A 21,708-nucleotide genomic window follows, 5' to 3' on the forward strand; every position below is an offset into this window, starting at 1 on the left:
TCCCCAATCCCCGCCTCCACGAACTCCTCCCCTGGCATTGGAAAGCTCTCCACCAGGACCACAATACCATCGCCGCCTGACAATGCCCGCGCCTCTCGCCGGATGGTTACTTGTGGTGCGCAATGCGGCTGATTTCAATGCGTTCCTGCTGGCGTCGCGCCCAGATCCGCGGACGCATCGGCCCGATCCGTCGCGTATGGGGGGCTTTCTGGCGCGGCATCCGGAAACGGGGCGGGCGCTGGCGCTGCTGAAGGCGCGGGCGCTGACCTCGGGTTTTGCGAACGATACCTATAACAGCCTCGATAGTCTGATCTTCGTGAATGCGGAGGGAACGGCGACAGCGGTGCGATGGGCGATGGTGCCAGAGGAGGCCGCCCGCCCGCCCGAGGGCCCGGGGGTGGGCCGCGATTATCTGTTTCATGACCTGATCGGGGCGTTGGCGCGGGGGCCGTTGCGCTGGCATCTGGTGGTGACTGTCGCCGGGCCCGGCGACCCGACGGGAGACGCCACGGTGCCTTGGCCGGCCGGGCGCCGTCAGGTCGATGCCGGAACCTTGACGCTCGTGCGGGCGGAGAGCGAGGAGGGCGGGCCCTGCACGGGGATCACCTATGACCCGCTGATCCTGCCCGAGGGCATGGGGCCGTCCGACGATCCGATTCCGGCGGCGCGGTCGGCGGTCTATGCCCGGTCCTTCACCCTGCGCTCGGGCGAGGCGGTGACCGCGAGCGCGGTGACCGGGACGGCCATCCGGTCGGGAGGACAATGATGCGGCCGGTCGAGCGGTTTCCCCTTTTCGCCCGTATCCTGCACTGGCTGATGGCCGCGATGATCCTGACGATGCTGTTCGTCGGCATAGCGATGGTGGCGACGGTGGAGCCGGCCTATCACCGGCTGGTCGACCTGCATCGTCCGCTGGGGATCTGCATCCTGTTGCTGGCGGTGGTCCGGCTGGTCAATCGCTGGCTGATCCGGGTGCCGCCCCTGCCGGATACGCTGCCGCCGGCTCTGCGGGTGGCGGCGCGGCTGTCGCATGTCGTGCTCTATGCGCTGATGATCGGGCTGCCGCTGGTGGGATGGGGGATGCTGTCGGCCGGGGCCTATCCGGTGGCGATGTGGCCGGGCTTCGCGCTGCCGCCCATCCTGCCGCATGATCCGGCGCTGTTCGCGATGTTGCGCCATCTGCACACATGGCTGGCGCTGGCGCTGTTCGGCGTCGTCCTGATCCATCTGGCGGCGGCGCTGCTGCATGGGTTGCTGCTGCGTGACGGCGTTCTGCCGAGCATGACGGGCGGACGGACCGGCTAACCCGGCTTGACGGGGGTGTAGCGCGTGCCGGGGGCGATCGTCGTCACGTAGGGGCCGGTCCAGTCGCGGACGAAGATCCGGTTGAGGGTCGCGGCCGGGCCGTGGCCGTGGACGAAGATCGAGGCGTTGACGGTGGTGTTGAAATAGCTCCACTCCCAATTGCCGGTGCCGATATAGACGGTATCGTCGTCGGCCACGGCGTATTTGCAGTGCTCGACGCGGGCGAAGGGAATGAAGCCGCTGCCGGCCTGCGGAACGGTGCTGAATTTCACTTCGATGTTCGGCAGGGCGGCCAGGCTTTTCAGGTAGGATTGCATCGGTTCGTTCAGCGCCCAGTTCGACACGATGATCTGTACCGACACGCCGCGGGCCGCCGCGTCGCGCAAGGCCGCATCAAGCTCCGGCCAATAGCCTTTCGGGCCGTAATGTTTCAGGGCGCTCAATGTCAGGACCTGGAGCCGGAAGGTGTGGCGGGCGGCGTGGATCATCGTGACCAGCGATGGTTCTTCCGCCGTCAGCGTGGTCGGCATCATCATCGGCGGGCTGAAGGCGGGGAAGGCGATCACGCTCTCGCCGGTCGGATCGCGCAGCGTGACCGGCGCGAACTCGGTCGCGATCGGGCGGTCGGCAGGGGGCTGCATGCGCGTCTGGGGCAGGGTGCGGCCGCCGCCCAGCGCCCAGAGCGTGTCGAACGCGCTCTCGAAACTGCCGGCGATGGCGGGGTCGTCGATCGCGGCCCCGATCTCGTGGATTTCCTCCAGCGCCCGCCAGTCCCAGTTCTGGCTGCCGACGAAGACTTGCCGGCCGTCGACGATCATGAATTTGGCGTGCAGCACGCCGCCCGTCAGGCGTTTGGTCGGCAGGGTCTCGACCTGGATATTGTGGATCGGCTTCAGCCGCTCCAGGACCGGTGCGGTTTCCTTGAGGAAACTGTCATCGACGATCAGCCGGACCCGGACGCCGGCATTGGCGCTGTCGATCAGGGCCTGGAGGACGGGTGACATCGCGCGGCCGGGGCGGTCGGCGATGTAGAACTGCGCCACGTCGATGGTCCGGCCGGCATGGCGGATCATGTCCAGCCAGACCGGCTGGGTGCGGGGGACGCCCGGTTCGCCATAGATGGTCTGTTCCGGCACGCTCTCGACGATGCGGAAACTCGGGGTGGGGGCCTCGGCCCGCGCGCTGGGGGAAGCCAGGGCAAGGGGCAGGAGGCAGGCGAGAGAAAGTGCGGCCTTGAGCCGAAAGTGGGAGTTCAGAATGCCGTCGGTCATACCCTGCTCCGAAAACCTGTCCCGGGCGGGGGCGCCGGTCGGCGGCATTCTGCCCTTGCGGCCGTATGGCCGGCAAGGCGGGTTGCCGCCCGTGCGGGCGTAAAAAATGGGATGGTGTGGCCTTGACGGCGGTTCGCTGCTAAGGACGAGAGGTTCGCGCCCGTTCAGTACCCGAACTTGATGACGATCCGGATTTCGCACCTCCGGGACAGGGCTTCATCGCGGCGGGGTGGTCTTCACCCTGACATTCGGTACTGGGGAGCCGTCATGACGGTCGATCTGCTGATCAGGGATGCATATCTTTATATCGATCGCGACTGGGAAGTCGCGAATGGCTGGCTGGCGATCAGGAATGGTCGCGTCCATGCCATCGGCGACCGCGCTGGGGACGCGCCCGCCGCGCGGACGGTGATTTCGGCCCGTGGGCGGCTGGTGACGCCGGGCCTGGTCAACGCGCATCATCATATGTACCAGAACCTGACCCGGGCTTATGCCCCGGTGACCAACGGCACGCTGTTCGAATGGCTCAAGGGCCTGTACCCGCTCTGGGCCGGCCTGGATGAGGAAGCGGTCTATCTGTCGACCTGTGTTGCCATGGTCGAGCTGCTGATGGGCGGCTGTACCACCTCGATGGACCATATGTACGTTCATCCCCGGCCGTTCCTGATCGATGCGCAGTTTCGCGCGGCGCGGGATGTCGGGTTCCGGTTCCATGCCACGCGCGGGTCGATGACGCGTTCGGTCGAGGATGGCGGGCTGCCGCCCGCGTCGGTGGTGCAGGACGAGGATACCATCCTGGCCGACAGCGAGCGGCTGGTCGCGGCGTTCCACGATCCGGCGCCGGGGGCGATGGGGCGGGTGGCGCTGGCGCCGTGTTCGCTGTTCAGCGTGTCGGAACGGATCATGACGGAGTCGGCGCGCCTGGCCGAGAAGCACGATCTGCGGCTGCATACCCATCTGGCGGAAGATCCCGACGAGGACGCCTATTGCGCCGAGATCTATGGCTGCACGCCGACGGAATATTTCGAGCGGGTCGGCTGGGCCAGCCCGCGATCGTGGGTCGCGCATTATATCTATCCTACCGGGGACGAGATCGACCGGCTGGCGCATGCCGGGGTCTGCACGGCGCAATGTCCCTGTTCCAACATGATGATCGGCGGCGGCACCGCCGATGCGATGGACATGCGCCGGCGCGGCATGCGCGTCGGGCTGGGCTGCGACGGATCGGCCTCGACCGACCATGCGTCGATGTGGCTGGAAACCCGGATGGCGATGCTGCTGGGGCGGTTCCGGCATGGGCCGCATGCCATGTCGGCGCGCGATGCGCTGGACATGGCGACGCGCGGCGGCGCGGCCTGCCTGGGCTGGGAGGATGAGATCGGGCATCTGCGGCTCGGCGCGTGCGCCGATCTGGTGATCTGGTCGATGTCCGAGGTCGCGGCGGCCGGGGCGCTGAGCGACCCGGTCGAGGCGTGGCTGCGCTGCGCGCCCGCCGTGGCGGGGACCACCATCGTCAATGGCAAGGTGCTGGTGGCGGACGGGGTGCCGCTGCTGGCCAATCTGGGGGATATCCTGCGCGATCATGCGCGGGAGGCGCGGCGGATCCAGCGGCTGGATGGCTGAGCGCCCGCATGGACGGGCGCCGGCGGCATGGCCGGCGCCCGATGCGGGCTAGGGCGCTGCCTGGGACGCGAAGAGGGTGGAGATGGCGGTGGTGGCCTCGCCCTGGATGCGATGCAGGTGGTCTTCGCTGACGAAGCTTTCGGCGTAGATCTTGTAGACTTCCTCGGTGCCGGAGGGGCGGGCGGCGAACCAGCCATTCTCGGCCACCACTTTCAGGCCGCCGATTTCGGCATCGTTGCCGGGGGCGCGGGTGAGGGTGGCGCGGATCGGCTCGCCGCCCAGCTCGTGCAGCCCGACCTGCTCGGGGGTCAGCGATTTCAGCAGCGCCTTCTGCCGCGCCGTGGCCGGGGCGTCGATCCGCGCGTAATGGGGCGTGCCGAACTCGGCGGTCAGCCGGCGATAGGCGGCGCCGGGATGGTGGCCGGTGCGGGCGGTGATTTCGGCCGCGAGCAGGCCGAGGATGATCCCATCCTTGTCGGTGGTCCAGACGGTGCCGTCATGACGCAGGAACGATGCGCCGGCGCTTTCCTCGCCCGCGAAGCCGAAGCCGCCATCGATCAGCCCGTCGACGAACCATTTGAAACCGACCGGGACCTCGACCAGCCTGCGCCCCAGCCGGGCGGTGACGCGATCGATCAGGCTGCTGCTGACCACCGTCTTGCCGACCGCCGCCTGGGGGCTCCAGCCCGGACGGTTGGCGAACAGATAGTCGATGGCGGTGGCCAGGTAATGGTTGGGGTTCATCAGCCCGTCGGTGCCGGCGACGATGCCGTGCCGGTCGGCGTCGGTATCGTTGGCGAAGGCGACGTCGAAACGGCTGCCCAGTTCGATCAGCCGCGCCATGGCGTAGGGCGAGGAGCAATCCATGCGGATCTGCCCGTCCCAGTCGGCCGTCATGAAGGCGAAGGTCGGGTCGACCACCGTGCTGACGACCGTGGCGTTGAGGCGGTAGCGCTCGATGATCGGCTGCCAGTAGGCGACCGCCGCCCCGCCCAGCGGGTCGATGCCGATCGCGACATCGGCGGCGCGGATGGATTCCATGTCCAGCACCGCGCCGAGATCGGCGACGTAGGGGGTGATGTAGTCGTGGCGATGCACGCAGGCGGCGCGGCGCGCCTGCTCGTACGGGATGCGGCGCACGCCGGCCAGGCCGGCGGCGAGGTAGTCGTTGGCCGTGCGCTCGATGATTCGGGTGATGTCGGTGTCGGCGGGGCCGCCGTGGGGCGGGTTGTATTTATAGCCGCCATCTTCCGGCGGGTTGTGCGACGGGGTGACGACGACGCCGTCCGCCAGGCCGCCTGCGCGCCCGTGATTGTAGGTCAGGATGGCGTGGGAGATCACCGGGGTGGGGGTATAGCCGCCCTGCGCGTCGATGAAGGTTTCCACCCCGTTGGCGGCGAAGACTTCCAGCGCCGATTCCAGCGCCGGCCTGGAGACGGCATGGGTGTCGATGCCGATGAACAGCGGGCCGTCGATGCCCGCCGAGGCGCGGTAGTCGCATACCGCCTGGCTGACGGCGAGGATATGGGCCTCGTTGAAGCTGGTGTGGAATGGCGAGCCGCGATGGCCGGAAGTGCCGAACGCGACGCGCTGGGCGGGGATGGCCGGGTCGGGCTTGCGGTCGTAATAGGCCGCGACCAGTTTCGCGACGTCGATCAGGCGCGAGGGCGGGACCGGCTTGCCGGCCAGTGGGCTGATCGTGACCATTGCTGTGCGTCCTTCCAGTGTAAGCGTCGTCTCTTCGTTTCATGATCGCGTGGCATGATTATGAAGCGCGATCGAAACGCCCGCCGCGACGCCAGGATGCGGTGCGGCGCGGCGGGATCGAAAAAAACGCGGTCAGTGGCCGGTGGCGGGTGCCGGGGTGGCGGGTGCCGGAGCAGTGGGGGCGGTGGTGGTGCCTGTGCCCTCCTGGACGGTGGCCGTGGAAGTGATCACGCGGTTCATGACTTCGAACGACACCGCGTCCATCGTTGTCACGTCGACCGTGTCGCCGACCTTCAGGGTCGGCAGCAGGGCCTGCATGGCCTTGTTGTGGACCGTGATCGTCTGGGTGGCGCCGGCCGGGCCGACGGTCGTCACGACATGGTGGGCCGGATCGACCGCCGCGATGCGCACGCGCTTGCGGCGGAAGGAGACCATCATGCCGTGTGGGTGGCGGTTGCTCACTCCGCGGGCCGAGGTCACGGTCGATTCCGGCGGCGGGCTGTCGGCGGGCACCACGTCGGCGCCGATGGTCTGGAAGAATCGGATATTGATCCGGTCGCCCGGCTGGATATGGGGCAGATTGTGGACCTTGCGGGGGATGTCGACCGTGATCAGGCCGCCATCGCGATCGCGCAGCAGGACCTCGCCCGAGGTGGAGTCGATCGTTTCCACCGTCGCCTGCGTGACCTGGTTGCCGGTGATGATCGAGGCCTGGGCGTGCGCGCGCAGCGGCAGGGCCAGCGCCAGGGCGGCGACGGGCAGCAGCCGCGCGGGCCGCGACAGGCGGCTGAGGAAGGGACGCGTTGTTCCGGGTGCCATCATGTCTGTTTCCTGCTCTCTCTTCCGATTTGGCGCGGCTTCGAAAACGATATTATGAGAGTGTTTTCAAAGTGTCGATGCCGGGCGGGGACGGATCGGCCCTGTGCGGGAGGAAAGGGAGGCCAGATGGCGCGCTCGGTCACGATTTACGGCATCAAGGCATGCGACACGATGAAGAAGGCGCGGGCCTGGCTGGACGCGCATGGCGTGGCGCATGCGTTTCATGACTACAAGACCGCCGGCATCGCGCGGGCGGTTCTGGAAGGCTGGGTCGGGCAGGTGGGGTGGGAGACCCTGCTGAACCGGTCCGGCACCACCTTCCGCAAATTGCCGGATGCCGACAAGGCCGGTTTGAGCGAGACGCGGGCCGTCGCGCTCATGCTGGCCCAGCCCGCGATGATCAAGCGGCCGGTGCTGGATGTGGACGGCGTGCTGACCGTGGGATTCAAGCCCGAAGCCTACGCCGCCCTGTTCGCCTGACCGGCCGGTCGGCCGGTGGCGCGTCAGGCCGCGATTTCGAAGCCTGCGTCCTCGACCGCCATGCGTAGGGCGGCGGGGGAGGTGCGGGCCGGGTCGTAGCTGATGCTGGCGCGGCCGGGCTGTAGCGTGACGTCGGCGGCGGTGACGCCGTCGGTATTCTCCAGCGCCTTCCTGACCGAACTGACGCAGCCATCGCAGGTCATTCCGGTGACGTTCAGCGTGAGCGTTTCCATGATTTGTCTCCATTCGGGGCGGGATTGCCGCTTCCGTCACCTATGCGCTGACCGAGGCCGGTGCAAGGATGGCCGCCGTCGATTGAATGAACGGCGATCGGAGAGCGAACCACATGACGTCTTCTGCCCAGGGGCTTGCCTACCGTGACGACCATGCGTCGGCGATGACGATTGGGCGCCGGGTCCGCGCGGCGGCGCAGGTGGCCAGTGGCAATATGCTGGAAATGTACGACTTCATGGTGTTCGGCTATTATGCCGTCGCCATCGGTCGGGCGTTCTTTCCCTCGGGCGATGCTTATGCCGAACTGATGATGTCCTTTGCCACCTTCGGCGCGGGTTTCCTGATGCGGCCGGTGGGGGCGGTGGTCCTGGGAGCCTATGTGGATCGCATCGGCCGGCGGCGGGGGCTGATCCTGACGCTGGCGCTGATGTCGGTCGGCACCCTGACGCTGGCCCTGACGCCGGCTTACGGGCAGATCGGGCTGCTTGCGCCGTTGCTCGTGTTGTGCGGGCGGCTGCTGCAAGGGTTTTCCGCCGGTGTCGAACTGGGATCGACATCGGTCTATCTGGCGGAAATCGCGACGCCGGCGACGCGGGGCCTCGTCGTCGCTTTTCAGTCGGCGTCGCAGCAGGTCGCCGTCGTCGCCGCGGCGGCGATCGGGGTGATGCTGACGACCGTGCTGGACCCGCCCGCCATGACGGCCTGGGGGTGGCGCGTCCCGCTGCTGATCGGGTGCCTGATCGTGCCGGTGCTGTTCTTCCTGCGTCGCAATCTACAGGAAACCGATGAGTTCAGGGCCAATCGGACGCCGCCCCGGATGGCCGAGGTGCTGCGGACGATCGTCGTCGAATGGCGCGTGATCGGGACCGGGATGCTGATGGTCCTGATGACGACCTCGTCGTTCTACGTCATCACGGCCTATACCCCGGCCTTCGGCAACCGGATCCTGCATCTGGGGGCGCGGGACAGCCTGTTCGTCACGCTGTGCGTCGGACTGGCCAATTTCATCCTGCTGCCCGGCTTTGGGGCGCTGTCCGACCGGATCGGACGGCGCCCGCTGATGATCGCGGCCACGATGGCGGCGGTACTGACCGCATGGCCCGCGATGGCGTGGCTGGTCTCGGCACCGACATTCGGGCGGCTCCTGGCGGTGGAGGTCTGGCTGGCCACGATGTACAGCGCCTATAATGGGGCGGCGGTGGTCTATCTGACCGAGATCGTGCCGCCCCGGATCCGCACGACGGGCTTTGCGCTGGCCTACAGCCTGGCGACCTGTGTCGGCGGCTTTACGCCCTCGATCTGTACCTGGCTGATCCATGCGACTGGAGACCGGGCGATGCCGGGGGCCTGGCTGTCGGCGGCGGCCCTGTGCGGGCTGGTGGCCACCTTCGTCTCGCGGCCTTATGCGCGCTGAGGGGGCGGCCCGGCACGCAGGGCGCGCCCTTCCTGCCGACGCGCATTATTCTGGCCTGATTTTCGCCTGGGCGAAAAGGTCAGCCCGCTGGACCGGTCGGGCCGATGTGGAACACGGACGAAGATGCCGTTCTGGCATGCGCGCGGCGCCCTATCACGGGTGGACGATCCATGGCAGGCTGACTGGACATAGGCTCGACCCGGGCAGAGCGGTGTCGGGCGCGCGTCATGGTTATGGGCGGCTCCGCGAGGGGTCGGCGGCGGTCGGAATGAAGCAGAAGAACGGGTTGGGTGTGGGTTGGGTCGCCGGTGCCGCGATACTGCTGGCGGGGTGTTCGTCGGAAATCGGGCGCCGCCCCATGGATACCGACATCTCCTGCCTGCGGGCGCAGATGGGCGCCACGGTGAAGCTGAGCTTTCCGCTGGCGGCCAATACCTGCCAGCGCATGACGGACCATGGTTTCGTCTTCGGGACCAGGAACCCGAAGCCGGTGCCGCTGAACCTGCGTGGGGCGCCGGATCTTCAGGCGCTCGCCGACCAGTACGGCTACAGCTACACCCGCTGACGGCGCGGCGGCCTTCCGGGACGGCGTTAAAAACAACTATAATTCGTCGTTATTTTATTCACTCGCGTTCCTTTGTGAATTATGAAATATGCACTGCATTGTATTGTGCAATGCGGAGCGGGTGGCATGAGCGATCAGTGCGGGCGGGCCGTGCCGTCGGGCGATGCCGTGGCCGTCGTGATGCTGTGTGTCGGCATTCTGGCGGTTCTGGCCGGGGTCGGGGCGGTGGATATGACATCGCTTGCCGAGGCGACGGCGGTGCTGTTCACCTCTTGAAGGTGACGGTGGGCGACGGGACGGCGGGGGACGGCGCGCGCGTGTCGCGCAGCGCGTAATCGAGCATCGCATGGGCGATTTCGCGTTCGCCCATGATGACGACATCGGCCCCCAACTGGCGCAGATGGTCGACCGCGCTGTCGAAATGGGCGCGGGCGATGATGGTGATCGCGGGGTTGGCCGTCCGGGCCTGCTCGACCACCTGTCCGGCTTCGAAGGCCTCGGGGACCGCCACCACCAGCAGGCGGGCGGCGGCGATATTGGCTTCGGCCAGGATCGCCGGATCGGCGGCGTTGCCCAGGATGGCCTTCGCGCCCTTCGCGCGCGCGGCCGCGACCGCGCTGTCGCCGGTTTCGATGACCAGCAGCGGCCAGTGCCGGCCGAGCAGCCCGTCCGCCACCAGCGCGCCGACCCTTCCATAGCCGACCAATATGGCGTGGTTGCGGGGCGGGCCGGCGGGATGGGCCGCGCTGTCGGGCGGGGGGCCGCCGCGCGTGGTGTCCCGCCGCTCGGCCCAGGGAGCCAGCAGGCCGGCGATCATGAAGGCCAGCGGATTCATCAGGATCGACAGGATCGAGACCGCGAGGACCAGCGAGCGGATCGACGAATCCACCAGCCCGAGATCGGCCCCCAGCGTGGTCAGGATGAACGAGAACTCGCCGATCTGCGCCAGCCCCGCCGCCATGGTCAGGGCAGTCTGCCGCCTTGTGCCCAGCAGGCGCAGGATCGCGAAGACGATGAGCGGGGTGACGACCAGCACGATCGCCAGGGCGCCCAGCAGGATGCCGGGATGGCCCAGCAGCACCGAAGGGTCGAACAGCATGCCGATCGAGATGAAGAACAGCACGGCGAAGGCATCGCGCAGCGGCAGCGTTTCCTCGGCCGCGTGCTGGCTGAGGGCGGATTCGCTCAGCACCATGCCCGCCACGAAGGCGCCCAGGGCGAAGGAGACCCCGAAGAAGCCCGAGGCGACGAAGGCGACGCCCAGCGCCACCGCCAGCAGCGCCAGGCGGAACAGTTCGCGCGAGCCGGTGCGCGCCACGTAATGCAGGGCGGCGGGGATGACGCGGCGGCCGACGGCCAGCATCAGCGCCACGAAGGCCGCGACCTTGCCCAGCGTCAGGCCCAGCGTCCACGCCAGGTCCAGCAGCGAGGGGGCGTGGCCGCTGCCGGCCTTTATCAGCGGCATCAGCGCCGGCAGCATGACCAGCGCCAGCACAGTGATGACGTCCTGGATCACCAGCCAGCCGATCGCCAGCCGGCCGCGCTCGGTTTCCATCAGCCGCTGTTCGTCCAGCGCGCGCATCAGCACCACCGTACTGGCGACGCCGAGCGACAGGCCGAAGATCAGGGCGGTCGGCACGGCCCAGCCCATCAGCAGCCCCAACCCCATGCCGGCACCGGTCGACAGCGCGACCTGCGCGATCGAGCCCGGCAGGGCGACCGCCCGCACCGCCAGCAGGTCCTTGACCGAGAAATGCAGACCGACACCGAACATCAGCAGGATGACGCCGACATCGGCCAATTGCGGCGCCAGCCCCTGGTCGGCGACGAAGCCGGGGGTGAAGGGCCCCACCATCACGCCGGCCAGCAGATAGCCGACCAGCACCGAGATCCCCAGCCGGGTGGCTACCAACCCCAGCAGAAAGGCCAATGTCAGGCCGATGACCAGAATCGTGATCAAGGGGCTGGCATGCGGCATTGCCGTGGACTCCTGTCTTGTCCCGCGACAATGGCGTGTCCCCGGGTCGGGGGCACTCTCTTTTTTTGGATTCGCCGCCGTGGGCGGGGATCAGAATCCGGCGATCGGGTGGGGGACGTAAGGTTCTTCCAATGCCGCGATTTCGGCCTGGTCCAGGGTCAGGGACAGGGCAGCCAGCGCGTCTTCGAGATGGGCCGGTTTCGACGCGCCGATGATGGGGGCGGTGATGCCGGGCTTTTGCAGCAGCCAGGCCAGGGCTACCTGGGCGCGGGGGATGCCGCGCGCCTGGGCGATGCGGCCGACCGCGTCGATCACCAGCCGGTCGGCGGCCTGCGTGTGATGATACAGGCCGTGCAGGACGGTGTCGGTTTCCTGCCGTGTGGTGCGCTCGCGCCAGTCGCGCGCCAGCAGGCCGCGCGCCAGTGGGCTCCAGGGCAGGATGCCGATCTTCTGGTCGCGGCAGAAGGGCAGCATCTCCCGCTCTTCCTCGCGGTTCAGCAGGTTCAGATGGTTCTGCATGCTGACGAATTCGGTCCAGCCATGCAGGCGGGCGGTATAGATCGCCTTGGCGAACTGCCAGGCAAACATCGACGAGGCGCCGATATAGCGCGCCTTGCCCGCCTTCACGACGTCATGCAGGGCCTCCAGCGTTTCCTCGATCGGGGTGTGCGGGTCCCAGCGATGGATCTGGTACAGATCGACGTAATCGGTGCCCAGGCGGCGCAGGCTGTTGTCGATCTCGGCCAGGATGGCGCGGCGGGACAGGCCCGATCCGTTCGGGCCGGGGCGGGTGGGGAAGAAGACCTTGGTGGCCAGCACCACCTCGTCGCGCCGCGCGAAATCGCGGATCGCGCGGCCGACGATTTCCTCGGACGTGCCGTCGGAATAGCTGTTGGCGGTGTCGAGGAAGGTGATCCCGGCTTCCAGCGCCTGGCGGATCAGGGGACGGCTGCGTTCCTCGTCCAAAGTCCAGGAATGGTTGCCGCGATCGGGCTGGCCGTAGGTCATGCAGCCCAGGCAGAGGCGCGAGACCTGGAGGCCGGTGCGGCCAAGTCGGGTTGAGTCCATGGGGTGAGCCCTTTGCGTTCAGGCAGCCGAGAGATCCTGCGCGGCGTCCAGCAGGGTGCGGGTGAAGGCGTGGCGGGGGGCGGTGAGGATGCGTGCCGCCGGTCCGGCCTCGACGATCCGGCCGGCCTGCATCACCAGCACGTCGTCGCACATGCGCCGGATGACGCCCAGATCGTGCGAGATGAACAGATAGGCCATGCCGAGGTCGCGCTGCAATGCCTCCAGCAGGTCCAGCACCTGGGCCTGCACGGAGACGTCGAGCGCCGAGACCGGTTCGTCGCACACGATCAGCGCCGGGCGCACCGCCACGGCGCGCGCGATCGCCACCCGCTGGCGCTGGCCGCCCGAGAGCGCGGCCGGGTGCCGCGCGGCGATGGACGCGGGCAGGCGGACGCGGTCCAGCAGGGAGGCGATGGCGTGGTCGCGGCCGGTGGACGGCGTGTCGGGCAGGGCGTCGGCCAGGATCTGGCGCACCGTCCAGCGCGGGTCGAAGGAGCCCAGCGGGTCCTGGTAGATCATGGCCATCGCGCGGCGGCGGGGACGGCGGGCGGATTCGGCCACCGGCTGGCCGCCGCCCCGTACCCACGGCTGGTCGAGGAAGGTGACCTGGCCGCTGTCGGGCCGGGTCAGGCCCGTGACGATGCGCGCGGTGGTGGTCTTGCCCGAGCCGGATTCGCCGATCAGGCCCAGCGTGCGGCCCGGATGGAGGGTGAACCCGACATCGGCCAGGATCTGCCGCGTGAGGCCGTCGGGGCCGCGCCGGGCGAGGGACAGGGCGTGCGCCGCGAGCAGCGGCGGCCCGTCCGGGGCCGGTCTGGCGGCGCGGGGCGGGTGGCGCACCGGGTCGGCGTCGAGCAGGGTCCGGGTATAGGCGTGGACCGGGCGGCCGAGGATGCGCGCGGTTTCGCCCTGTTCCACCACCGCGCCGTGATGCAGGACGATCACGTGGTCGGCCAGGCGGGCGACGAAGCCGAGATCGTGGCTGATCAGCAGCAGGCCGGTGCCCTGGTCGCGCAGACGGCCCAGCAGGCCCAGGATCTGGGCCTGCACCGACGGGTCCAGCGCGGTGGTCGGCTCGTCCGCGATCAGCAATTTCGGGGTCAGGGCGATGGCGCTGGCGATCAGGGCGCGCTGGCGCAGGCCGCCCGAGAGTTCGTCGGGGCGCTGGCGGGCGCGCAGGGCGGGGTCGGGGATGCCGACCTGTTGCAGAAGGGTGTGTACGCGCTGGCGGCGTTCGGTCCGCGTGCCCCAGCGATGGGCGGAGAGGGATTCGGCGATTTCCCGCCCGACGGGGCGCAGCGGGTCCAGCGCCACCAGGGCGTCTTGCAGCACCATGCCGATCTCGCGGCCGCGCAGCGCGCGCCAGTCGCGGGGGGAGAGGGCGCGGAGGTCGCGGCCGTTCAGGGCGAGGCGGCGCGCCGTGACGTGCGCCTGGGCGCCGGCGAGGCCGATCAGGCCGCGCGCGGTGACGCTCTTGCCTGAGCCGGATTCGCCGACCAGCGCCACCACCCGGCCCGGATGCAGGGTGAAGGACACATCGCGGACCGCCATGTGCGCGCCGGTCGGGGAGGGGAAGGAGATGGAGAGGTTTTCGACGTCCAGGCTCATGGTCCGCGCCCCTCGATCGCGCGTTGCAGGGCGCGGCCGGCGATGGTGGTGGAGAGCATGGTCAGCACGATGGCGAGGCCGGGGAAGAAGGTCATCCACCAGGCCTCGGCGATGAAATCGCGGCCCATCGACAGCATGGTGCCCCATTCCGCCGCCGGGGGCGGGGCGCCCAGCCCGAGGAAGGACAGGGCGGCGGACCATACGACGGTCTGCCCCACCCCCATGGTCGCGGTGACGACCAGCGGGCGGAAGGCGTTGGGCAGGATGTGCCGGGCGACGATGCGGAGCGGGCCGTGGCCCAGCGCCCGCGCGGCCTCGACATAGCCGGCGTCACGCACCGACAGCACCTGGCCGAACACCATGCGCGTATAGCCCGCGGCGCTGCCGACCCCGATCGCCACGATCAGCGGGACGATGCCGCTGCCCAGCGTCGCGGTGCAGAGCAGCGCCAGCACCAGCACGGGAAAGGCGAACAGGATGTCTATCAGCCAGCGCACGCCCTGTTCGGCGATCCGCCCGCCCAGCCCGCCGACCAGGGCGAGGATGGTGGCGATGCCCAGCGACAGGGTGATGGCGCCGCCGCCCAGCGCCAGCGACTGGCGGGCGCCGTGGATGACCCGGGCCAGGATGTCGCGGCCCGACTGGTCGGTGCCGAAGGGATGGGCGGCCGAGGGCGCGTGGAAGGCGTCGCGCGGGGCGATGGCCAGCGGGTCGGCGTGGGTGAGCAGGTGCGGGGCGAGGGCGGCGACGGCCAGCAGGGCCAGGAACAGGAAGGCGGCCGCCGGGCCGAGATGGCCGAGCGCGGGCCGGAGGCGCCGGGAGGGCTGGCGCGTCATGGACGGGGCGAGGGACAGGGTGGTCATGGGCGCGTTCCCTTCAGTCTGGGATCGACGAGGATGAAGAGCGTGTCGGCGGCCAGGCCGGCCAGGATGTAGACGAGCGCGACGAACAGGACGATGCCGGAGACCAGCGGCATGTCGTGGGTGGCGACGGAGAGGAAGAGCGCGCGGCCCAGCCCCTGGCGGGAGAAGATGATCTCGATCGCCACCGCGTTGCCCACCAGCGCGCCGACCGCCCAGCTCGACAGGCCGATGCAGGGAAGGAGCGCGTGGCGCAGGGCGTGGCGCAGGCGGACCGCGCCATCGCCCAGCCCGCGCGCGCGGGCGGTGAGGATGAAGGGCTGGCCCAGCGCCAGGTCGAAGGATTCGCGCATCACCTGGGCGAGGAAGCCGGCCAGCGGGATGGCCAGCGACAAGGTGGGCAGCACCAGCGTGGGCAGGCCGTGATTGCCGGCCGGGGGCAGCAGGCGCCATTCGAAGGCCAGGCCCCACAGCAGCAGGATGCCGAGCCAGAATTGCGGCAGGCCGGCGCCGATCGTCTCCAGCGTCGAGGCGATGGCGCCCGACAGGCCCCGCCGGGCGGTCGGCACGACCGAGAGCAGGGCCAGCAGCCAGGCCACGCCCAGCGAGGAGGCCATCAGCGCCAGTGTCGGGGGGGCCTGCGCGCGCAGCACCGCGATGACGGGCATGTGCAGGGAGAAGGACTGGCCCAGTTCGCCGCGCGCGATGCGGGCGAGATAGAGGCCGTACTGCACCGCCAGCGGACGGTCGAGCCCGTATTCGTGGCGGGCGGCGGCGATGGCTTCCGGCGTCGGGTTGGCCGAGGCGCCGCCGAGGATGGCGGTGACGGGATCGCCCGGGGCCAGGTGCAGGGCGGCGAAGGTCAGGCTGGCGGCGGCCAGCAGGACCAGCAGGCCGCCCGCCAGACGCCATGCGAGGCGCCATGCGAGGCGTTGGAGGAAGCGGGTCATCGTGTCACCCATGAATCATACAGGCTGGTCACGTTCAGCGAGGGTTCGAGCCGGACGTCATGCACCGCGCGCGACAAGGCGAGCCGGGTGCTCTGCGGGTAGGTGGTGACTTGCAGGAAGTTCCGCGCCGCGATGGTCTGGGCTTGGAGATAGAGGGCGCGGCGCCTGTCCGGATCGGTGGTCAGCAGGGCGTCGTCGACGACGCGGTCGAAGGCAGGGTCGCTGAATCCGGCCTCGTTCTGATGGTGGCCGGCGACGCCCGCCGCGCCGAGGAAGGCGGAGGAAAAGATGATGCGCAGCACGTCGGCGGTGTTGGTGTTCCAGTAGCCGATGCGCACGTCGTAATCCCACTGGCCCTCGCGTTCCTGGACCGTGGTGTCGTCGCCGTTTTCCAGCCGCACGTCGAAGCCGGTGGCGCGTGCCGTGGCCTGCACCTGCTCCCACAACGTGCGTTCGGCGGCGGAGAGCGAGGCCTTGACCGGGATATGGACCACCAGCGGGTGACCGCCGCGGGTGCGGATGCCCTGTGCGGTGCGGCCGGTCCAGCCGGCCTGGTCCAGCAGGGCGCGGGCGCGGTCGGGGTCGTAGTCGGCGTGATGTTCGAACGCCGGGCTGTAGAACGGGGTGGTGGGGCTGAGCGGGCCGCCGGCGCGGCGATAATGGTGGAAGAAGACGCTGGCCAGCGCGCCGTCGATATCGGCGGAGCGCAGGAAGGCCTCGCGCACCCGGATATCGTCGAACGGCGCGCGGCGGGTGTTGAGCGTGCCGTTGGTCGGGTTGCCGGGCCGGTCGGCCAGCAGCAGCCACAGGTCGGGATTGCGCCGGGCCGGGGTCTCGGCCTCGGGCGGCAGGGAGTCGATGACGTCGACCTCGCCGGCTTGCAGGGCCGCGAAGCGCACCGAGGGTTCGGGGATGATCCGCCATTCGATGCGGTCCAGCCGGGCCGGGCCGGTATGGAGGGCCGTGGGCGGGCCCCAGCGATAGGCCGGATTGCGTTCCAGCACGATCTGGCTCTGATGGTCCCAGCGCACGATGCGGAAGGGGCCGGACCCGACCGGATTCTGGCAGTTTTCGTCGCGCGGGCGGGCCAGGGCGCGGGGGGATTCGATGCCGAGGAAGCCCTGGGCCAGCACTTCGAGGAACGCGGCATAGGGCGTCTTGAGATGCACGGCCGCCGTATAGGCATCGATGACGTCGGTGCCCGCATATTGCCTGATATAGCCGCCGGCGGTGCTGGACTGGGTATGCGGATCGACCATGTGGTCGAGATTCGCGCGGACCGCCTCGGCGGTGAACGGCGTGCCGTCGGTGAAGGTCACGTCGTGGCGCAGGTGGAAGAGGTAGGTCCGCCCGTCATCCGACACCGTCCAGTCGGTGGCCAGCCAGGGGAGGATATGGCCCGCGCCGTCCATCGCCACCAGCGAGTCCAGATATTGCTGCGCCAGGAAGACCTGCGGCATGTCGCCCTGCACGTGCGGGTCGAGGCAGATCGGCTCGCGGTCGGTGGCGTAGACCAGCGTTCCGCCCCGGGTCGGCGTGTGCGCGGCGGCATGGGATTCATGGCGGCGGCACCCCGTCATGGCCAGCAGCAGCGCGGCGGCGCCCAGCCATAGCGCGGGGCGCGCGTGGGGGATGGGGTGGGGCTGGGGGGGCATCGACAGGGTTCCGCGGGCTTGATTGCCAAAGAGATCGTTGATTTCGCCAAGCTTTGACGATTTCTATCGTGTTATTTTTCAATCTCAAGAAAAATATATCATAAATTTTTGTGTAATTTTGCGGCGCGCGCCGGCGGCCTTAAGGCGCTGTGGAAAAATTATGATTGTTATTCAATTTATTAAGTTCGCCATCCGTAAAGGGGGTGATGTTTTTGTGATATCGTCATTGACACATGGTGAATCGTTTATAATCCTCTGTCACGCGGAAATTAATGACGTAGAATTTTGTTGTTTTCGACGGAAGGCCCGGAAGACGATGGACGCATTGACCCAGGATGCGCTGGCGCCCCGCGCCCCGACGGATGAGGGGCTGCGCGCGGTATTCGAGCGGATCGAGGTGGGCGCGGCGGCGCGCGAGCAGGGCCGCGTGTTGCCCCATGAACCCGTGGCGTGGCTGCGCGAGGCCGGGTTCGGCGCCCTGCGGGTGCCGCGGGAGGCCGGGGGCGCCGGGCTGGGGCTGGTGGAGAGCTTCCGCCTGCTGACCGAACTGGCGGCGGCGGATTCCAACCTGCCGCAGATCGTGCGGGCGCATTTCGCCTTTATCGAGGGGCGGCGGCGCGACGCCGACCGGGCGCGGTCGGCGGAGTGGTACGCCCGGATCGTGGATGGCGCGCTGTTCGGCGCCGCGATGGCCGAACTGACCGACAGCACCGGGACCAGCACCACGCTGACGCGGCAGGGCGCGGACTGGCGCCTGGATGGCACCAAATATTATTCGACCGGCACGCTGTATGCCGACTGGATCATCGTCGTGGCCGCCGATGGCGGCGAGCGCGTGCATCTGGCCGTGCCGGCCGCGGCGCCCGGCGTGACGCGCGAGGACGATTGGGACGGGTTCGGCCAGCGCCTGACCGGCAGCGGCACCACGCGCTTCGACGGCGTGGCGGTGACGGACGGGCAGATCCTGGCGCGGTCGTCGTTCGACCATGTGCCGAGCAGCAGCTTCCTGACCGCCTATTATCAACTGTTCCATCTGGCGACGCTGGCGGGAATCACCCGGGCGGCGCTGCGCGACGCGGTGGCGTTCGTGCGGCCGCGCACCCGCACCTTCGGCGTGCCGGGCAAGGTGAGCCAGCGCCACGACCCGCTGGTGCAGCAGGTGGTGGGGCGGCTGTCGGCGCTGGCCTATTCGACCGCGGCGCTGGTCGAGGATGTGGCCCGGGCGCTGGAGCGGGCTTCGGCGACATGGGATGCGGGGGTGCTGGAGCACCCGCTGTACGACGAGGCCGAGCGCATCGCCTTCCAGGCGCAGCAGGTCGTGCTGGACCAGGCGCTGGAGGCGACGACGCGGCTGTTCGAGGTCGGCGGGGCCTCGGCCACGGCGTCGGCGCTGGGGCTGGACCGGCACTGGCGCAATGCCCGCGTGCTGGCCTCGCACAATCCGGCGGTGCAGCGGGCGCGGGCGCTGGGGGACCTGGAACTGAACGGCACGGCGCTGGATGCGATCTGGCGGCCCGCCGCGACGGGTGGGGAGCGCGCGTCATGAGCGGCGGCGAGAGCCCCGCGCGGCGGCACCTGCATGTCAACCTGTTCGAGATGGCGTGCGTCGGGCATATCGTGCATGGCATGTGGCGGGCGCCCGGCAATAACCGCCATCGGTTTTCCGAACTGTCGTACTGGACCGAGGTCGCGCAACTGGCCGAGCGGGGGCTGTTCGATGCCGTGTTCCTGGCCGATGTGGTCGGGACCTATGACCGGTTCGGCGACGGTACGGCGGCGGCGTTGCGCCAGGCGGTGCAGATCCCGAACCTGGACCCGTTGATGCTGGTGCCGGCGATGGCAGCGGTGACGAAACATGTCGGGTTCGGCGTGACTTTTTCCACCACCTATGAGCCGCCCTTTGCCTTCGCGCGGCGCATGGCGACGCTGGACGTGCTGACCGGGGGGCGGGCCGGGTGGAACGTCGTGACTTCGTACCTGCCGGCCGCCGCGCGGAATTTCGGGCTGGAGGACGAGGTCCCGCATGACGAGCGCTATGTGATCGCCGACGAATATATCGATGTGCTCTATAAATTGTGGGAAGGAAGCTGGGACGACGACGCGATCGTGGCCGATCGGGCGCGGGATGTCTTTACCGACCCCGCGCGGGTGCGGGCCATCGATCATCGCGGCGCGCATTTCCGGGTCGCGGGGCCGCATCTGGTGCAGCCGTCGCGGCAGCGCACGCCGGTGCTGTTTCAGGCGACCGGATCGGCGGCGGGACTGGAATATGCCGCGCGCCATGCGGAAGTGGTGTTTATCGGCGGGCAGACGACCGAGGACGTGCGCCGCAACATCGCGGCCACGCGCCGGCGCGCGCAGGCTTTCGGCCGGCGGCCCGACGATATCCGCTTCATCGTCCAGGCCGGGATCATCACCGGGCCGAGCGAGCGGGCGGCGCGGGAAAAGCTGGAGGCCTATCGGGCGTTCTACAGTCTGGAAGGCGCGCTGATCCATGCGCAGTCGGAGGTGGACCTGCGCCGCTACGACCCGGACGATACGATTGCGAGCGTCTTGCGGCACGAGGGGGCGCGCTTTGGCAACATGGGGCGGCGGTTCCGGCCCGAGCAGACGGTGGGCAGCGCGCTGGAGCAGATCGGCCGGTTTGACGAAGGGCGCTATTTCATCGCCGGGGAACCGGGGCGGGTGGCCGATGCCATCGAATCCTGGCTGGACGTGGACGGTATCGACGGCATCAACCTGCGCCAGTACCACTCCTTTGACACCGCGCGGGATTTCATCGACCTGATCGTGCCGGAATTGCAGGCGCGGGGGCGGTATCGCACCGCCTATGCGCCGGACGAGACCCTGCGCGAGCGGCTGTTCGGCGCGGGCCAGGCCCGCCTGCCGGACCGGCATGCCGCCGCGCGCTATCGCGACCCGGCGGCGCTGGCGACGCCCACCCCGCCGCTCTTTCCCGACCTGATCCAGAACAAGGCGTCCTGACATGCGTGCCGAGATCCCCGAGAAAATCAACATATTGTGGTTTCTGCCGACGCATGGCGATTCCCGCTACCTGGGCACGCAGAAGGGTGGGCGGCCGGTCGACCTGCCTTATCTGCAACAGGTGGCGCGGGCGGCGGATTCGCTGGGCTATTACGGCGTGCTGATCCCGACCGGGCGCAGTTGTGAGGATAGCTGGGTGGTGGCATCTGCCCTGGCACCGAGCACCGAGCGGCTGAAATTCCTGATCGCGGTGCGGCCGGGATTGCAATCGCCCACCCTGTCGGCGCGGATGACGGCGACGCTGGACCGGATTTCGCAGGGGCGGCTGCTGATCAATATCGTGACCGGCGGCGACCCGAAGGAGAATGCCGGGGACGGGTTCTTTGCCGACCATGCCGAGCGTTATGCGATTACCGACGAATTCCTGGAGATCTATCGCGCCCTGCTGCGCGGCGAGACGGTGAACCACGAGGGGCCGCATTTCCGCATCGAGGACGGGCGGCTGCTGTTTCCGGCCTTTCAGGAAAACGGGCCGCCGCTTTATTTCGGCGGCTCGTCGCCGGCGGCGGTGGATGTGGCGGCGACGCATATCGACAAATACCTGACCTGGGGCGAGCCGCCGGCGCAGGTGGCCGAGAAGATCGCCCATGTGCGCCGCGAGGCGGAGGCGCGGGGGCGGGAGGTGTCGTTCGGCATCCGGCTGCATGTGATCGTGCGGGAGACCAACGAGGCGGCCTGGGCGGAGGCGGACCGGCTGATTTCGTACCTCGACGATGCCACCATCGCCGAGGCGCAGAAGGTGTTCGCCCGCATGGATTCCGTCGGGCAGGCGCGGATGAGCGCGCTGCATGGCGGCCGGCGCGACAGGCTGGAGATCAGCCCCAACCTGTGGGCCGGGGTGGGGCTGGTGCGTGGCGGGGCCGGGACCGCGCTGGTGGGCGACCCGGCGACCGTGGCGGAGCGGATCGACGAATATCGCAGGCTGGGTATCGATAGTTTCATTTTTTCGGGTTATCCGCACCTGGAGGAGGCCTATCAGTTCGGCGAATCCGTGCTGCCGCTGCTGCCGACGGCGCATCCGGTGCGCGCCGCCGCCGCGATCAGCAATATGGGGCCGTTCGGCGAGACGATCGCCGGCGATCGGCGGCCGGATGCCGCCTCCGGCCATCGCGCCGCCTGAACCGTG

At 69.0% G+C, this 21,708-nt stretch carries 20 protein-coding genes; 10 read left to right on the plus strand and 10 right to left on the minus strand.

Annotation, left to right across the window (positions count from 1 at the left end; all coding sequences use genetic code 11):
* Positions 1 to 115: 115 nt before the first annotated feature.
* Together HLH48_RS20880 and HLH48_RS20885 are read left to right on the plus strand one after the other, a co-directional pair.
* Entirely contained in the window at positions 116 to 766 is a 651-nt protein-coding gene (locus HLH48_RS20880; protein ID WP_343065459.1) for a catalase, read from the plus strand.
* Positions 763 to 1,305, plus strand: a complete 543-nt coding sequence (locus tag HLH48_RS20885) for a cytochrome b (protein ID WP_220795246.1) — start codon at positions 763 to 765, stop codon at positions 1,303 to 1,305. Before HLH48_RS20880 ends, HLH48_RS20885 begins: the two co-directional genes overlap by 4 nt.
* Here HLH48_RS20885 and HLH48_RS20890 read toward each other — a convergent pair.
* On the minus strand, positions 1,302 to 2,576 hold the full coding sequence (locus HLH48_RS20890; protein WP_182999408.1) for a phospholipase D-like domain-containing protein: 1,275 nt from the start codon (positions 2,574 to 2,576) through the stop codon (positions 1,302 to 1,304). The two genes, HLH48_RS20885 and HLH48_RS20890, sit on opposite strands and share 4 nt — an antisense overlap.
* A gap of 267 nt (positions 2,577 to 2,843) precedes the next feature.
* Here HLH48_RS20890 and HLH48_RS20895 point away from each other — a divergent pair, with 267 nt between their 5' ends.
* Positions 2,844 to 4,199 (plus strand): 8-oxoguanine deaminase, encoded by a 1,356-nt coding sequence (locus tag HLH48_RS20895; RefSeq protein WP_182999409.1) that lies wholly within the window; start codon positions 2,844 to 2,846, stop codon positions 4,197 to 4,199.
* A gap of 48 nt (positions 4,200 to 4,247) precedes the next feature.
* Here the strand turns inward: HLH48_RS20895 and pgm are convergent, their stop codons facing one another.
* Positions 4,248 to 5,906: a phosphoglucomutase (alpha-D-glucose-1,6-bisphosphate-dependent) gene (gene pgm, locus HLH48_RS20900; protein WP_182999410.1), complete on the minus strand. Its 1,659-nt coding sequence runs from the start codon at positions 5,904 to 5,906 to the stop codon at positions 4,248 to 4,250.
* 132 nt (positions 5,907 to 6,038) lie between these two features.
* Positions 6,039 to 6,728 carry a preprotein translocase subunit YajC gene (locus tag HLH48_RS20905; RefSeq protein ID WP_246387629.1) on the minus strand — a complete coding sequence of 230 codons (690 nt, stop codon included), beginning with the start codon at positions 6,726 to 6,728 and terminating at the stop codon, positions 6,039 to 6,041.
* A 123-nt stretch (positions 6,729 to 6,851) separates the two neighbouring features.
* On the opposite strand from HLH48_RS20905, the gene HLH48_RS20910 reads away from it, so the two are divergent.
* On the plus strand, positions 6,852 to 7,205 hold the full coding sequence (locus HLH48_RS20910; protein ID WP_182999411.1) for an ArsC family reductase: 354 nt from the start codon (positions 6,852 to 6,854) through the stop codon (positions 7,203 to 7,205).
* A gap of 23 nt (positions 7,206 to 7,228) precedes the next feature.
* Here HLH48_RS20910 and HLH48_RS20915 read toward each other — a convergent pair whose 3' ends face one another.
* Positions 7,229 to 7,438 carry a heavy-metal-associated domain-containing protein gene (locus HLH48_RS20915; RefSeq protein ID WP_182999412.1) on the minus strand — a complete coding sequence of 70 codons (210 nt, stop codon included), beginning with the start codon at positions 7,436 to 7,438 and terminating at the stop codon, positions 7,229 to 7,231.
* Between the two features lie 113 nt (positions 7,439 to 7,551).
* Between HLH48_RS20915 and tcuC the strand changes: the two genes are divergently transcribed.
* The 3 genes from tcuC to HLH48_RS20930 all read left to right on the plus strand — a co-directional run bounded on the left by tcuC (position 7,552) and on the right by HLH48_RS20930 (position 9,694).
* A complete protein-coding gene (tcuC, locus tag HLH48_RS20920; RefSeq protein ID WP_272502291.1) occupies positions 7,552 to 8,853 on the plus strand; it encodes an MFS transporter in 1,302 nt (433 codons plus the stop codon).
* 268 nt (positions 8,854 to 9,121) lie between these two features.
* Positions 9,122 to 9,418: a hypothetical protein gene (locus HLH48_RS20925; protein WP_182999431.1), complete on the plus strand. Its 297-nt coding sequence runs from the start codon at positions 9,122 to 9,124 to the stop codon at positions 9,416 to 9,418.
* 126 nt (positions 9,419 to 9,544) lie between these two features.
* Positions 9,545 to 9,694: a hypothetical protein gene (locus tag HLH48_RS20930; RefSeq protein WP_182999413.1), complete on the plus strand. Its 150-nt coding sequence runs from the start codon at positions 9,545 to 9,547 to the stop codon at positions 9,692 to 9,694.
* Here HLH48_RS20930 and ybaL read toward each other — a convergent pair.
* From ybaL to HLH48_RS20960, 6 genes are all read right to left on the minus strand, one after another.
* Positions 9,684 to 11,396: a YbaL family putative K(+) efflux transporter gene (gene ybaL / locus HLH48_RS20935; protein ID WP_182999414.1), complete on the minus strand. Its 1,713-nt coding sequence runs from the start codon at positions 11,394 to 11,396 to the stop codon at positions 9,684 to 9,686. The genes HLH48_RS20930 and ybaL overlap by 11 nt on opposite strands.
* A 90-nt stretch (positions 11,397 to 11,486) precedes the next feature.
* A complete protein-coding gene (locus HLH48_RS20940) occupies positions 11,487 to 12,464 on the minus strand; it encodes an aldo/keto reductase (protein WP_182999415.1) in 978 nt (325 codons plus the stop codon).
* A gap of 18 nt (positions 12,465 to 12,482) precedes the next feature.
* The gene (locus HLH48_RS20945; protein WP_182999416.1) at positions 12,483 to 14,072 is read right to left on the minus strand and encodes a dipeptide ABC transporter ATP-binding protein; all 1,590 of its coding nucleotides are present in this window, start codon (positions 14,070 to 14,072) and stop codon (positions 12,483 to 12,485) included.
* Positions 14,069 to 14,935 carry an ABC transporter permease gene (locus tag HLH48_RS20950; RefSeq protein ID WP_182999417.1) on the minus strand — a complete coding sequence of 289 codons (867 nt, stop codon included), beginning with the start codon at positions 14,933 to 14,935 and terminating at the stop codon, positions 14,069 to 14,071. Before HLH48_RS20950 ends, HLH48_RS20945 begins: the two co-directional genes overlap by 4 nt.
* Positions 14,932 to 15,882: an ABC transporter permease gene (locus tag HLH48_RS20955; RefSeq protein ID WP_220795247.1), complete on the minus strand. Its 951-nt coding sequence runs from the start codon at positions 15,880 to 15,882 to the stop codon at positions 14,932 to 14,934. The genes HLH48_RS20950 and HLH48_RS20955 overlap by 4 nt, the downstream gene beginning before the upstream one ends.
* The gene (locus HLH48_RS20960) at positions 15,879 to 17,537 is read right to left on the minus strand and encodes an ABC transporter substrate-binding protein (RefSeq protein WP_182999419.1); all 1,659 of its coding nucleotides are present in this window, start codon (positions 17,535 to 17,537) and stop codon (positions 15,879 to 15,881) included. The genes HLH48_RS20955 and HLH48_RS20960 overlap by 4 nt, the downstream gene beginning before the upstream one ends.
* A gap of 316 nt (positions 17,538 to 17,853) precedes the next feature.
* Here HLH48_RS20960 and HLH48_RS20965 point away from each other — a divergent pair, with 316 nt between their 5' ends.
* The 3 genes from HLH48_RS20965 to ssuD are packed head-to-tail and all read left to right on the plus strand — an operon-like array spanning position 17,854 to position 21,702.
* The gene (locus HLH48_RS20965; protein WP_182999420.1) at positions 17,854 to 19,083 is read left to right on the plus strand and encodes an acyl-CoA dehydrogenase family protein; all 1,230 of its coding nucleotides are present in this window, start codon (positions 17,854 to 17,856) and stop codon (positions 19,081 to 19,083) included.
* Positions 19,080 to 20,522 carry an LLM class flavin-dependent oxidoreductase gene (locus HLH48_RS20970; protein WP_182999421.1) on the plus strand — a complete coding sequence of 481 codons (1,443 nt, stop codon included), beginning with the start codon at positions 19,080 to 19,082 and terminating at the stop codon, positions 20,520 to 20,522. The genes HLH48_RS20965 and HLH48_RS20970 overlap by 4 nt, the downstream gene beginning before the upstream one ends.
* Position 20,523: 1 nt before the next feature.
* Positions 20,524 to 21,702, plus strand: coding sequence for an FMNH2-dependent alkanesulfonate monooxygenase (gene ssuD / locus HLH48_RS20975; protein ID WP_182999422.1), 1,179 nt, complete (start codon positions 20,524 to 20,526; stop codon positions 21,700 to 21,702).
* The last annotated feature ends 6 nt before the right edge of the window (positions 21,703 to 21,708 follow it).

It is taken from the genome of Gluconacetobacter sacchari, assembly GCF_014174255.1.
Taxonomy (GTDB): Bacteria; Pseudomonadota; Alphaproteobacteria; order Acetobacterales; family Acetobacteraceae; genus Gluconacetobacter; species Gluconacetobacter sacchari.

Coding starts and splice junctions, on each gene's coding strand:
- HLH48_RS20910 (WP_182999411.1), top strand. CDS start 6,852: ATGGCGCGCTCGGTCACGATTTACGGCATCAAGGCATGCGACACGATG.
- HLH48_RS20930 (WP_182999413.1), top strand. CDS start 9,545: ATGAGCGATCAGTGCGGGCGGGCCGTGCCGTCGGGCGATGCCGTGGCC.
- HLH48_RS20940 (WP_182999415.1), bottom strand. CDS start 12,464: ATGGACTCAACCCGACTTGGCCGCACCGGCCTCCAGGTCTCGCGCCTC.
- HLH48_RS20960 (WP_182999419.1), bottom strand. CDS start 17,537: ATGCCCCCCCAGCCCCACCCCATCCCCCACGCGCGCCCCGCGCTATGG.
- pgm (WP_182999410.1), bottom strand. CDS start 5,906: ATGGTCACGATCAGCCCACTGGCCGGCAAGCCGGTCCCGCCCTCGCGC.
- HLH48_RS20950 (WP_182999417.1), bottom strand. CDS start 14,935: ATGACCACCCTGTCCCTCGCCCCGTCCATGACGCGCCAGCCCTCCCGG.
- HLH48_RS20895 (WP_182999409.1), top strand. CDS start 2,844: ATGACGGTCGATCTGCTGATCAGGGATGCATATCTTTATATCGATCGC.
- HLH48_RS20890 (WP_182999408.1), bottom strand. CDS start 2,576: ATGACCGACGGCATTCTGAACTCCCACTTTCGGCTCAAGGCCGCACTT.
- HLH48_RS20905 (WP_246387629.1), bottom strand. CDS start 6,728: ATGATGGCACCCGGAACAACGCGTCCCTTCCTCAGCCGCCTGTCGCGG.
- HLH48_RS20915 (WP_182999412.1), bottom strand. CDS start 7,438: ATGGAAACGCTCACGCTGAACGTCACCGGAATGACCTGCGATGGCTGC.
- HLH48_RS20885 (WP_220795246.1), top strand. CDS start 763: ATGATGCGGCCGGTCGAGCGGTTTCCCCTTTTCGCCCGTATCCTGCAC.
- ssuD (WP_182999422.1), top strand. CDS start 20,524: ATGCGTGCCGAGATCCCCGAGAAAATCAACATATTGTGGTTTCTGCCG.
- HLH48_RS20970 (WP_182999421.1), top strand. CDS start 19,080: ATGAGCGGCGGCGAGAGCCCCGCGCGGCGGCACCTGCATGTCAACCTG.
- HLH48_RS20965 (WP_182999420.1), top strand. CDS start 17,854: ATGGACGCATTGACCCAGGATGCGCTGGCGCCCCGCGCCCCGACGGAT.
- HLH48_RS20955 (WP_220795247.1), bottom strand. CDS start 15,882: ATGACCCGCTTCCTCCAACGCCTCGCATGGCGCCTCGCATGGCGTCTG.
- HLH48_RS20925 (WP_182999431.1), top strand. CDS start 9,122: ATGAAGCAGAAGAACGGGTTGGGTGTGGGTTGGGTCGCCGGTGCCGCG.
- HLH48_RS20945 (WP_182999416.1), bottom strand. CDS start 14,072: ATGAGCCTGGACGTCGAAAACCTCTCCATCTCCTTCCCCTCCCCGACC.
- ybaL (WP_182999414.1), bottom strand. CDS start 11,396: ATGCCGCATGCCAGCCCCTTGATCACGATTCTGGTCATCGGCCTGACA.
- tcuC (WP_272502291.1), top strand. CDS start 7,552: ATGACGTCTTCTGCCCAGGGGCTTGCCTACCGTGACGACCATGCGTCG.